The organism is uncultured Duncaniella sp., assembly GCF_910577345.1.
Lineage (GTDB): Bacteria > Bacteroidota > Bacteroidia > Bacteroidales > Muribaculaceae > Duncaniella.
Genome location: NZ_CAJTMT010000027.1, coordinates 1 through 12,501 on the forward strand (window position 1 = coordinate 1; position 12,501 = coordinate 12,501).

Annotated in this window: 10 protein-coding genes; 1 reads left to right on the forward strand and 9 read right to left on the reverse strand. The window is 49.7% G+C overall.

The genetic code is table 11. The features are described from left to right. Positions 1–399 precede the first annotated feature (399 nt). From QZ310_RS10775 to QZ310_RS10815, 9 genes are all read right to left on the reverse strand, one after another. Entirely contained in the window at positions 400–2,718 is a 2,319-nt protein-coding gene (locus tag QZ310_RS10775; protein ID WP_297072654.1) for a fibronectin type III domain-containing protein, read from the reverse strand. Further along, entirely contained in the window at positions 2,715–3,248 is a 534-nt protein-coding gene (locus QZ310_RS10780) for a T9SS type A sorting domain-containing protein (protein ID WP_297072656.1), read from the reverse strand. The genes QZ310_RS10775 and QZ310_RS10780 overlap by 4 nt, the downstream gene beginning before the upstream one ends. A gap of 683 nt (positions 3,249–3,931) precedes the next feature. Further along, a complete protein-coding gene (locus tag QZ310_RS10785; protein ID WP_297072658.1) occupies positions 3,932–4,075 on the reverse strand; it encodes a hypothetical protein in 144 nt (47 codons plus the stop codon). 53 nt (positions 4,076–4,128) lie between these two features. Further along, on the reverse strand, positions 4,129–5,187 hold the full coding sequence (locus QZ310_RS10790; protein WP_297072660.1) for a vitamin K epoxide reductase family protein: 1,059 nt from the start codon (positions 5,185–5,187) through the stop codon (positions 4,129–4,131). Between the two features lie 120 nt (positions 5,188–5,307). After that, on the reverse strand, positions 5,308–5,610 hold the full coding sequence (locus tag QZ310_RS10795; protein ID WP_297072662.1) for a thioredoxin family protein: 303 nt from the start codon (positions 5,608–5,610) through the stop codon (positions 5,308–5,310). 84 nt (positions 5,611–5,694) lie between these two features. Continuing rightward, on the reverse strand, positions 5,695–7,158 hold the full coding sequence (locus QZ310_RS10800; protein ID WP_297072664.1) for a pectinesterase family protein: 1,464 nt from the start codon (positions 7,156–7,158) through the stop codon (positions 5,695–5,697). Positions 7,159–7,281: 123 nt separating this feature from the next. Next, positions 7,282–8,541: a CinA family nicotinamide mononucleotide deamidase-related protein gene (locus tag QZ310_RS10805; protein ID WP_297072666.1), complete on the reverse strand. Its 1,260-nt coding sequence runs from the start codon at positions 8,539–8,541 to the stop codon at positions 7,282–7,284. Between the two features lie 216 nt (positions 8,542–8,757). After that, complete coding sequence (gene tsaD, locus QZ310_RS10810) at positions 8,758–9,774, reverse strand: tRNA (adenosine(37)-N6)-threonylcarbamoyltransferase complex transferase subunit TsaD (protein ID WP_297072667.1); 1,017 nt, start codon at positions 9,772–9,774, stop codon at positions 8,758–8,760. 271 nt (positions 9,775–10,045) lie between these two features. After that, positions 10,046–11,263 carry an OmpA family protein gene (locus tag QZ310_RS10815; RefSeq protein ID WP_297072669.1) on the reverse strand — a complete coding sequence of 406 codons (1,218 nt, stop codon included), beginning with the start codon at positions 11,261–11,263 and terminating at the stop codon, positions 10,046–10,048. Positions 11,264–11,939: 676 nt separating this feature from the next. Between QZ310_RS10815 and QZ310_RS10820 the strand changes: the two genes are divergently transcribed. Next, positions 11,940–12,164 (forward strand): XRE family transcriptional regulator, encoded by a 225-nt coding sequence (locus QZ310_RS10820; RefSeq protein ID WP_297072671.1) that lies wholly within the window; start codon positions 11,940–11,942, stop codon positions 12,162–12,164. The last annotated feature ends 337 nt before the right edge of the window (positions 12,165–12,501 follow it).

A 12,501-nucleotide genomic window follows, 5' to 3' on the forward strand; every position in this document is an offset into this window, starting at 1 on the left:
AACCCCACACCTTCACGGCACGCAATTTCGCCCTGCGGGCTTCATTGCGTTGCCGTTCGATGTGGGGCTATGAGCACATCGCTGCTCCGCAGCTTACCAATTGCCATCCGGCACTATAATTCTGATTTGCAATGTAGTATATATTACGCCTATTTTGGTGATTTTATAGATTGATAGTTATCGTTAGGTTCTCTATATGTCTTTTGGCTCTTGAGCCCTATCATATAACAAATTACTATCATATAACAAATTTGTTATATCGCTTCAAGCTAATGTGGAACGCGTTATAGGGACTTTTGCTCTTTTGTATCTCCTGTAAGGTGATAAAAAATCATCCGGTCGGATTCCGCAAAATCGGGAATTTCCGGCCGGATGACAATTTTATTCAGTCAGAGGCAATCAGTTTTTCCAACGCTGGTCGCCGATGTTCTTGGTATAAATCTCGTGGTTGGTCACTTCGGGGGACTGTTTATATCTGAGGGCCTCGAAGATATTGTCGGGAGCTTTGTGGTCGTCCTGATGATTCACACCATCCACCTGATTATGGGGAGGATTGGGATTGTTGAAGAGGTCGGTGGCCTTTAAGGGATTTGAACCTGCGCTCACAACGAGGTCTGTCGCTGTGCCTTTATTGCTTGCCGGGAAAGCACCGAATGAATTTTTAGCAGCTGAAAATGCTCCGGAGGTGAATATTTTATCATCACCGAGATTCGATTCCTGGCATCCGACGGAATAGTTGTCCTTGATTTCAAATGTGAATTCGCCCGAACGGATGTCGGCACCACTGAAATAGAGCTGACGGGCATCATCTTCATTCTTGGTCTGGCAGAATAGATTTCTTTGGATGGAGAAGTGTGAACCATTGGGGACATATCTTAGGTAGAGGAAATATCGTCCGCTTGTCCTTGTGGAGAAATTAATGAAAGTGTTGTTTTCAATGGTAATATTCCATTTATAATCTTCCGGCCAGTCAATGATTTTATTTCCGTCTGTCAGCAGGCAGTCCAGTGGGGAATCATAGATAGTGTTGTTGGTGAAGTGGAAATCGCCGAACATGTTGTATGACGAATCTCCGGGAGCGCAGAACCATCCGTAACCACGGCCGTTGGCATCAAAGTAGCCACAGTTATAGAAGATATTTCCGTCGCAATTCAAACTTTGGATGACACCCCCCTTGCTTCCTTGCATTCTTATGAATCCGCGGATGATGCCCTGGAATGTGCAGTTTTCAATTTGCAGGGCTTCGAGAGTGAATTGAGGGGAGTTAGAATAGGAATTAATGAAATAGTTTCCGGTTATGTTTACGCCATCCATGTGTACTTTACCTATATTATTGGCCGACGGACACTGGAAGTCGATATTGCGGAGTGCAATTGGACTTATGGTCAGGGCTCCTGAACTGTTTGATGGTCCTCCAAGCATGAAATTGTAGGTAGAAGTGCTGACCAATGGGTTGACCGTGGGATCACACATGTAGACGACAGCATGTTTTCCGGCGGCTACATCTGAGGGAAGTGTTTCAAGTGTGAATCCCTTGATGATGTCCACATTGCTGTTGATGTAGTAAATTTTCCCACCTTCGAGATAGAAAACCTGGGAGTCATGGATATTGTCGGCCATGAAACCGGCAAGTTCCGTAGAGATGTTGCAGGCATTATAGGCTTCCATACCGGGGGTGACGACATGCGTGATAAGCTTCGGTTGGCTGGGCGCTTTTGTGGTCACTAACAGGTTGTTGTATGTCGCATCAGGTTCGGATTTGACATTGTTGTTTCTGATGGAGACTTTGTAGGTGGTTCCGGAGCTCAATCCGTCAATATCAACATAGCCATTCTCCATATCCTCAGTTGTCAGCATATACTTGGCCCATTTGTTGTTAACTTCGCCTGACAGCGGTGTGACATTCAGTTCATGGGCAACGAATTTCCCATCGGCAATTTCGAAATTGCTTGCGAAGTCCTTGTCGATATCCTCTGAAGCGTGGTTGGCATAGTCGAGGTCAAAGGCGATGCGCAGTGAAGTGGTGTCGCGGCTCGCTACCGAGAGGATAGTAGGGACTTTGTAGCGCTCTCCGGTCACAAGGGTGAATCTGCGGTTGAGCGCGAGACAGTTTCTGCTCGTCCAATCGGAATCGAAACTGTCGTCGATGTCTGACAAGGCCTTTATTCCGAAGGTGTATTGCGATGAATAGTTAAGGTTTTCAATGACTACAGTGGTCAGGTCTGCCGATAATTTTATCTCTCCCTTCGATGTGGATGAGCTTTCTGTTGTGGCCCAATAATCGTCGTCCTCCCAATCAGCCATATTGTCACAGTATCTGACGACATATCCTTTGGCACCATTGACAGGCTCCCAAACTATCCGCAGATTGTTCCATTTGTTATCGGTGGTTCCGTTTGTGAATTTCGGTGAGGGTAATTTGCGGCTGTCGCGGAACTTGAATTCGATGTTTCTTATCTCATCAACCGGAAAAGCGGGAAGACGGCGGTTTGCTCCGTTACCGTGGAGCCGCATCAGTTTGTAGGTTTGTCCCGGGATTCCGAAACTGTAAGGTCCCTTATAGAAAGTGATGCTGTCGATGTCTGAGATATAAAAGGTATTGCCTTCCCAGATGTAAGCATCGGTGTCGATATGTATCTGGTCTATGACGTTTTCCTGGGCATTGGCTCCGGCAGCCATCAACGACATCAAAGCCGGAATGAGTATCAATCTTTTCATCTCTTGGTGACTTTAATGGAGTTGTTCTTATAGTTTACGATATAGATTCCGGTGTTCAGTCCGTTGAGGGATACTGTTGCGGAATTGCCGTCAATCTCTAAAGCGACGTTCTGGCTGCGTCCTGCGACGTCATACACTCTTACGTCTGCCGCCTGAATATCGTCGGTCGAGACGATGCGCAGGCTGTTGTCACCTATGAGTGAGAATACAGTGCTGTTGTTGAGTACTGCGTTTTCGATGGATGATGTGGTTGAATCAAAGGTTGAGTTTTCAAGATCCGCGATTCCGATGGTGTGGATTTTTGGTCCCTCTCCCTCTTTTTCGGACGGAATGGAGATTTCCATGGTTTTTTCCGTAAATTTCATTGTCGGAAATGCTACGGCTGATTGTTCCGGGAAGGGAATTTCAATCTGGGTTACAGATCCGTCGGTATACTTGAAGGTAAGATACAACGAATCCTCTGCTGCCCACATCGTTGAGCCTATTGACGTAAGCGCCAAGGCCGTGATGAATTTTTTAATGTGAAACATCTGATTGGATTTGAGTAGGTTAAATAAATGATTACAGGTTAAATGTATATACTATCAAATGGAGAAATGTCTCTCGCGCGTAGTATAGGTTAAATAGTCTATACAAAGATATTGAAAAAGACAGTCATACCCGCTATCCGATGAAGTTAAAATTCATTAACACAATTGTTAACATAATGGCAGATGTTAAGCTGCGAAGCAGCGGTACGATGGTAGCCCCTCATCGAGCGACGATGCAATTAAGCCCGCAGGGCGAAATTGCAGCGCGCGAAGGTGTGGGGTTATCGGTTGATATGCAGACACGGGCATCGAAGATGTCCGATAATATCATCCCGGCATAGATAAACCATCAATAACCCATTTTAAATAATTAAACGGGTAATATCCGGCATTTTCCATATCAATAATTCGGAGGCGTGCGTTATTATCGGACATCTCCGATGCCCATTTTGGTGGATTTCCTCGTGATCCCCACACCTTCGCGCGCTGCAATTTCGCCCTGCGGGCTTAATTGCATCGTCGCTCGATGAGGGGCTACCATCGTACCGCTGCTTCGCAGCTTACCGACTGCCATCCGGCATGGTGAGGTCGCAATGCATCTTCGCAGCTTGCCATTTGCCATCCGGCATGGTGAGGTCACAAAGCATCTTCGCAGCTTGCCATTTGCCATCCGGCCTCGCATCTTATTGGTTGCCGTTGGGTGCGGTTTTCAGGCGGTCGGGGGTGAGGATGGTGTGTTTTTGAGAGAAATGAAGGGCGTTCATCTCTCGAGGGTTGAGTCTGACGGCATCCTTTATGTCCGGACGTGTTATTTTTTTGATGCTCATAGCTGTGGGAGTTGTTTAGGATATGCTTAATGAGGTTGGAGGGGAATGAGTGGTCAATGGCGCGGTGGGATGGGATCGGAAGCGCCGTCATCTCCGGAGCCGGTTGGTGTGGGTTCAGACTTGTCGATGAGAGGAAGCAGGCGGTTTAGTCCGAGCAGGACGGTCAGGTATGTAAGACCAAGAACGAAAAATTCGATTCTCAGCGGGAAAATCCCCTTGAACCATCCGCCACCGAGGTAGCAGAAAAACAGTAGCCAGAGTGAGGCCTGAACGCTCACGCAGAGCGTACACCACACCTTGGCGCGGAATTTCTGATACCAGATACTCCAGAAAGTGAATGGCAGACAGCACAGATTACAGAGCGCCAGATAGCATATCCACTGCGGAAACATCAGAAGTGCGAGAAGGCTGACTGAGAAGTAGGAGAAACCGACCTCGCTCCAACCGAATATGCCGAAGAATTTCGAGGCTTTCATCTCAAGCACACTGTCGCATCCGCCTTCCTGAAGCACACCGCAGACCCTGTCGGCGGCTGCGTTCTTGATTTTTACAGATTTCTGTACGAGCATATATGTGAGCCATAGTCCGAAGAGGTCAATGGCCGCGATGAACCATGCCGACCAATGGGAATAAAGCCCGTTGCTGATGAAGAGGTAGGCGAAAAGCAGTATGGCACCCGTGATGAGGACCACACTCTTGGCCTTTGCGATGAGTTTGTCGCGTGTGTGAGCGGCATAGTCGGGTTCGATAGACTTGCTGTCGGGATAGGCGAGCATGACCACGCCGTCCCATGCCTTTTTGAATTCATCGACCGGAATGGTTTCGGCCACACCTTGTGTCAGATAATTCAGTTTACCGTCCGAGAAGCCGGTGACAATTACGAACCCCACATCGGTGTGGGCGATGAACGGTGTCGGCAAGTCGGTCAGACAGTCAGGGGAGCCAAGCCGGAGCGATTCATTGGCTATCCCGTAGCTGTCAAGGAGCTTTGACAGACCGAACAGCGACTTGAAGGGCATATTTGCAAAACGGTCGTCGGAATATGCCTCGGTGTGTTTCACCCCGAGTTCCCTTAAGAAATCACTGAATATAGTCCTGTCTGTTGTCTCCATCGTGATTGAATGTATGAAGGATTCTGTTGAGAGATTGTAAGAATGTATGTCGGACAATCCCGAAGCTGGTTGCTTCCGCTGTCCGACATACATGCAGATGTTAACTGAGTAATGAAGAAATCAATATTTGTCCTTGAAGGAGTCGATTTTTGCCAGAAGCACCTCGCCGTCGATTTCTCCGCTGTGGCGCCATTCTTCCTTGCCGTCATAGTAAATTATGAATGTAGGGATCGAACGGACACCCGCTTCGTCGGCGGCATCGTTGTTTTTGTCAATGTCATATTGAAATACCGGGACGCGTCCGTCAAGGAGTTCCTTGACTTGCGAGACCACAGGCATCATGCGCTGGCAGTGGGGACACCATGAGGCGTAGAACTCCACAAGCACTACGCGTGAACTTTTTATAGCTTCGTTGAAGGTCATAATTATAGCGTTTTAGATATTCGAATTGAAATTCTGTATCTAAAACGCTACAGTGACCTGAAGGGTTGAGACCTTTAAGAACGATTAACGAATGTCGCCAGGCTTCCAACCGAGGACGAATTCCGGATTTCTGTACGCATCAATGAGTTTCCTATCCTTTACGGAATCGAGCACCCGCGAACCCTCGGCGCGCTTGGATGTGTCGGTCGGCGAGCCGTCGGGATTTTTGCTTCCGGCCTCGAAGAATCTCACATAGTCATGCGGGCCTTTGGTTATGCCCTCCCAGCCGATAGCTGGAATGTTGTCGAGAGTGCAGTCAATCAACACGAATTCACAGTGCGGATATGTTCCGTTGGTTCTTGCGAAGACTGCACGCGGAGAAAGACCGATGAGGGTGCAGTCCACGAACACATCACCGTGGTTGGAGCTGCCGTTACGGATATAGGCAAAGGGCCCTCTGGAGAGGAGCGTGCAATTCTTGAAATAGACAGGACCACGGCCAAGAACAGTGTCGCCACCACCTTCGATGCGGCAGTTTTCCATATAAAGTGAGCCGTTTGCCTGCAGTGCGTCGCCGTCGCCGATGACCGTGACATCCTTGACGATATTGCGTTCACCCATAATCAGCAGTCCCTCGGCCTGTCCGCGGCAAGTCGTCGCCACGGTGAAGTTGCGGAGCACCATGTCCGTGCAGTTGTCCATCATGAACGGTGCCCGGCGCGAGGGGAAGGTCCCGAGCCATTCGTTAGTGCTGACATCGGCGGGATGAGGATTGAACACCTCATTGTTGGGATAGTGTATGTAGACACTGTCGCGGTTCTCGCCTTCGATGGTCACATTGCGCTTGTTGCGGAAATAGACCAGCTCCTCGTAGTCCCCGTTTTTGATAAACACACGCCACTTCCCGCTGCTGAAATCGGGGATGAAATCCATTGCACCCTGGACGGTGTTGAAATCCCCCGAGCCGTCGGCTGCGACAGTGATTGTGCGGTTGGCCGCTTCCGGAGCATCGGGCCGGACGGAGAAGCGCCAGCCGTCTTTTTTCGTCACGCCGTGGAATTTCTTCCCGTCCACGACAAGCACATCCGGATCGACTGTCACATAGTAGTCACGGCCATAGTCAAGCATGTTGTTGTGGGGATAGATTTCCGCTTTGTTGCCTGTGACGATTATGGGATAGAAGTGGAAGGCGTCGGTGAAACCACCTATTATATTAAGCTGATATTCGTCAGACGTTGCAGCCGCGTTTCCCGAGGGAGTGCCCGGTTTGATGGTCCTGTTGGTGTGGCGTGGTTGATCGTAGATGTATGGGTCGAAGGTGTAGGGGGCTTTCGGCAGTTTTGTGCTTTCAGTAGGCCCTGCAGGAATAGAGAGGTCGAGACTGTCGATGCAGACATCCGTTGCTGCGTCGAAAATGCGTATCATGCCCCTATCGCCAATGGTTGGCGCGGAGGGGAAGGTGATGGATAGACGGGTGTCGATGTTCACATTTTCTGCTCCCGGAGCCGGGGCGAATGTCGCTTTTGGTTTTGCAGCCGTGACTGACATTGTGGTCACAGATGCAATTATTAAACTTGCAAACAGAGGATTCATGGAAATATAGTTTTAAGGTGAAAGGTAGAAATCTACAGGTCACGCGCAAGTCGTGACCTGTAGATTCGTGTTGTGACCTCAGATGGTGCGGAGGAGTTTGATGGCTTTGATGAGGGCGCGGGTGGTGGACGACTCTATGATGCGGGAGCGGGTTCCGGCAAAATGATAGGTCTCGGCTTCGCAAAGGGTCATCCCTTCGGGTGTGAGGAGTGCGGCGGCGATGCAGACGGTGCCGACCGGTTTCTCTTCCGAGCCTCCGCCGGGGCCTGCGATGCCGCTTGTGGCTACGGCTACTTTCGCACCTGTGGCACGGAGTACACCCTCGGCCATCTCGCGGACTACGGGCAGACTTACGGCTCCGTTTTCCTCCAATGTCTTGGCTCCGACACCGAGCAGATTCATTTTCACCTCATTGCTGTAGCTGACCACTGAGCCGACAAAGACTTCCGACGAACCGGGGATGAGTGTGAGTTCGTGGGCTATGTTTCCGCCGGTGCAACTCTCGGCTGATGCGAGAGTCAGGCCGAGCCGTCCACATTCTTTGAGCAGAATCTGGGCCGGAGTGAGGTCGTCGGTGGCGATTACGGCATCGCCGAGCATCTCATGGAGTTCGGCGGCTGCACGGCGCACTTCCTCGGTGATGAAAGCCTTGTCGGGGTGTGCGCCGTCGATGCGCAGACGGATGAGGCCCGGTTTGGGAAGATAGGCGAGGTGGAGATGGGGAGGGAGTGCCTCTTCCCAAGCTGCGATGTATTCTGCAAGGCCGCTTTCGGTATAGTCGGTGACCATGAGCACGGCATGTTCGATGTCGACATTCGTGCGGTATTTCTCGCGCAATTGCGGGAATACCTCGCTTTGGAACATCTCGCGTGTCTCGAACGGTACGCCGGGCATTGCCACGAGGACCTTGCCGTCGCGTTCGAACCACATGATAGGGGCTGTCCCGACACGGTTCTGAATCACACGGCATGAGGTCGGGACGATTGCCTGAGCGGCGGTGAGGTCGTTGAGCTTGAATCCTTTGGAGCTGACCACCTGCTTGACGTTTTCAAGCACTGCCGGGTCTTCGACAAGCTCACCTCCGAAGTAGTCGCGGAGGACGCCTTTGGTTATGTCGTCCTTTGTCGGGCCGAGGCCGCCGGTGGTGATGATTACGTCGCTGAGTTCAAAGGCACGGTCGATTGCCCGGCGTATTTCTTCGGCTTCATCGCCAACGGCCTGCACGTCGTTGACCTCCCAGCCGTAGGGAGCTATATGGCGGGCGATTTCGCCCGAGTTTGTATCTGTCACCTGACCGAGCAGAAGCTCATCGCCGATGACAATGACGGATAGTTGCATTGGGTTGTGAGTTGTTAGTTTTTAGTTGTGAGTTGGGGAGTACAGTTGTGGGTTTTTAGTTGTGAGTTTTTAGTTTTCAGTTTTGAGTTGGGGGGAGTATAGTTGTGATTTTTTAGTTCTGCAATCGACAGCTCAAAACTGTAAACTGATGACTCAAAACTGTAAACTAACAACTCAAAACTAACAACTCAAAACTAACAACTCACAACTCCAAAACTATACCTGCACTCGGGCGTAGGGGACTTCGTCGTAGCGGCAGAAGTCGCGGTCGAGGTATTTATAGTAGGCGGCTATGGCTACCATCGCGGCATTGTCGGTGGTGAAGACGCGCGGGGGGATGAAGGCAGTCAGGTTGTGGCGCTTGCAGTAGTCGGCCACGGCATCGCGCACACCCGAATTTGCAGATACGCCACCGCCGATTGCCACGGTCTTCACTCCTGTCTGCTTCACTGCTTTGTCGAGTTTGTCCATGAGGATGTCGATGATGGTTTTCTGCAGCGAGGCGGCGAGGTCGGCCTTGTTTTCCTCGATAAAGTCAGGATTGTTCTTCAGCTCATCGCGGAGGGTGTAGAGAAACGATGTCTTTAGTCCGCTGAAACTGTAGTCAAGTCCCGGGATGTGGGGCTTGGCGAATTTGAAGCGCTTCGGATTGCCTTCGGCTGCGAGACGGTCGATGTGCGGACCGCCGGGATAGGGGAGTCCCATCACCTTCGCACACTTGTCGAAGGCCTCACCGGCAGCATCGTCGATGGTCTGGCCGAGGATTTCCATGTCATTGTAGTTCCTGACGAGAATTATCTGGCTGTTGCCACCCGAAACGAGAAGACAGATGAAGGGATATTCCGGCACGGGGTCGTTTTCCTCGCGACGGATGAAGTGTGAGAGGACATGGCCGTGGAGATGGTTGACATCCACGATGGGGATGCGCAGTCCGAGCGACATTCCCTTGGCGAAACTCGTCCCGACAAGGAGTGAGCCTAACAGACCGGGCCCGCGTGTGAAGCCGATGGCTGTCAGGTCGCTTTTGCTTATCCCTGCGCGTTTGAGGGCGGTGTCGACGACCGGTACAATGTTCTGCTGATGGGCGCGTGAGGCCAGTTCGGGGACAACGCCGCCGAATTCGGCATGTACCTGCTGCGATGCAATGACGTTGCTGAGCAGGACACCGTCGCGGATTACGGCTGCCGAAGTGTCGTCGCACGACGATTCTATGCCTAATATGATTACACTCATGAAAATATGCTTATTAAGTATTATAGCGCAAAATTAGCAAATTCCGCTGACACGGAGATGAAGTCAGCAGAAAAAGAAAGCAACCCGGAGGGCTTTGGGGGCACCTTCGGGTCGCAAACGTCAATTATTGTTTTTGAACAGAAAAAACTCGGTTTTTTTAGTTTTTAGTTTTCAGTTGTTAGTTTTGAGTCTTTAGTTTTCAGTTTTTGGTTTTTAGCCTTTAGGTTGCTGTCGGTTGTCAACTCAAAACTGTCAACTCACAACTCATATCTTATTCAGGCATTGCGAAGATTACGATGCGGTTCCAGTCGTTGGTATCGTAAATCTGGGTGTTGCTGCCTGCAGCTTCGAGGACGAGGCGGTTGGCGTTGATGCCGTAGTCATTCACGAGGATGTCAGCGACAGCCTGAGCGCGGCGCTCTGAAAGCTTCATGTTGTATTCTGATGTACCGGTATCCTTGTCAGCGTAACCGCGAACCACGATGGTAGCGTCGGGATTAGCCTTCATGTATTCGGCCATGTTGTAGATGTTGACCATTTCCTCTGAGCTTACGTAAGCAGAGTTGAGCTTGAAGCGGACGGTGGGGAGGATAGTGGTTGAAGAAGCTTCCACGACAGTTTCTGATACTTCGGGGCAGGGGAGCTGAGCTTCAGCGGCTGCGAGAGCTGCGGAGGTAGCTGCGAGAGCGCCACGGAGGTCGTTGATCTGAGCGTTGGCATTGTTGATATAATCGGTGTAGTCACAGGGATTGTAGCGCTGGAACTTCGAGCCGGTGAGGTGGAAGGTGAAACCGCCGATAGCTGAGAGGTCAATGTCGATGGGACGACCGTAAGCTTCATTGTTGAAGTTGTCGCCATAGAACTGAGCGCGGCCTTCTGCGAAGAAGTCAACATATTCGCTCAGACGGAAGCGGAGCTGCAGACCTGCTGAAACCGGGAGGAGCCACTGGTTTTTCTTGATGCCCTTGCCGTCGCGGTCCTGGATGTTGCCGAGAGCGGGCTTGTAGTCATAGACAAATGAACCGCCGAGACCGATGAAAGGAACGATTGAGAATACTCGGTTGGGGCTGTAGCCACCGATTGAGTTGAACATATCCCACATGAAATCAACATTGAGGTTGGCCACACGAGCTTTGGCAGTGACACCCTGGTTCCAGTGCATTGCACCGTAGTAACCCGAGAAGCGGAAACCTAAGTAGGGTGAGATCCAACGGCCTACGCCGAGATTGTAGACGGCGGTAATACGGCGATGGTTGTCATTTTTGGTATCGACATTCTCCATGAAGGGTGAACGGATACCGGCACCTATCTGGATGAACCAGTTGTTTTTCCAAGAACCGGGAGTATAGTAGTCCTTGCAGTCCACTTCCTGGACGAGGACGGGTGTCTCCTCAACTACAACACCTGACACTGTCTCCTGTGCCTTTGCGTCATTTGCGCTCCAGAGCATACCGCCCAAAGCTGCTACGATTAACAAATTTCTTTTCATTTCTCTCATAAATTAAAAATGAAACACGATTTTTTAGTAAACTCTTTTTTCTTTAAATAAATTTCTGTGTTGTTTTTCACTTCTTCCTTCACGTTGGGTTTGTTCTCTTGTCTTCGCTGCCGTGAATGGGTGTTGAAGCGTTTTGATTTTATAACATTACTACATTTTTATTTGTTCAACCATCCCCCAAATCCTACACGATTTTAACATTTGATTTTTCCCGCAGAATGCTTATCTTTGCAGGGTGAAATGCCTTTGAGAATACTTGTGGTATCCTCAGAGACATCCGCAGAGGCGGGTGGGCATTGTCGTTTCACATTTTTACGATGACGTTTAAAAACGTTTCTATCTGTCTTTTCAGAAACTTCGCAACTTTTTGACACTCGAGACTGAGGAAACCGCATTTTGAACGTCCACGGCGATATATGTATGTCGTTGTGATTCTCAATGCGCCTTTCGGTCACCAACGGCCGGAACGTGCGAGTCACACCTTACCGCTATATCACCACGTGGGCTGCGGATGTCTCTGTTTTTCTCGAGTAGGTTTTGCGAAGTGCCTTGAATTGGAGAACAGAAAGGTGATTCAGCATCCCACGTTTTCGTAACAAGCCTATCTCCAGTTTATAAAAATGACGGCCTCCGGGATGCTTGCCGCAATCTTTCGCACGCCTCATAAATGCAGCCAATCGGTACAATTATCCGCGAAGAGCTGATGCGTCAGGAGAGAAGCATCTCCTGGTTCGCTCGAAAGCTGAGCTGTGACCGTTCCAACGTCTACCGTCTGTTTCAGAAGCATTCCATTGATACCGCCCTCCTCATGCGTATCTCTGTCATCCTCAATCGCGACTTTTTCGCGGAACTTAGCCGGAACCTCCCCGCCAACAAGGAGCGGGATATATAGAATATACATATAAGAATAGTGAAAAAAACTGTTCTATTTTTAGTCTTATTTGGGCGTGTGCGTATTCTGCGATATAATCGTGTCATTAGAGATACACCTACAGATGCTTGTTATTGCAATTTTATTTGTAAATTTGCAAAGAGATAAATAGAAATTAAAGGAATCCGAAAAGATACTTGATAATAATAGCAGATTATAATATGTCCTTATAGCAATATAAACTATATTACAGGCAACATAAAGCTTGCATATAGTCAATTACTGTTAACATCGTATGTAATATTCAGTAAAAAGGTTGTATCCCATATAGCCAACAACCGATATCCTGCATGCTGTC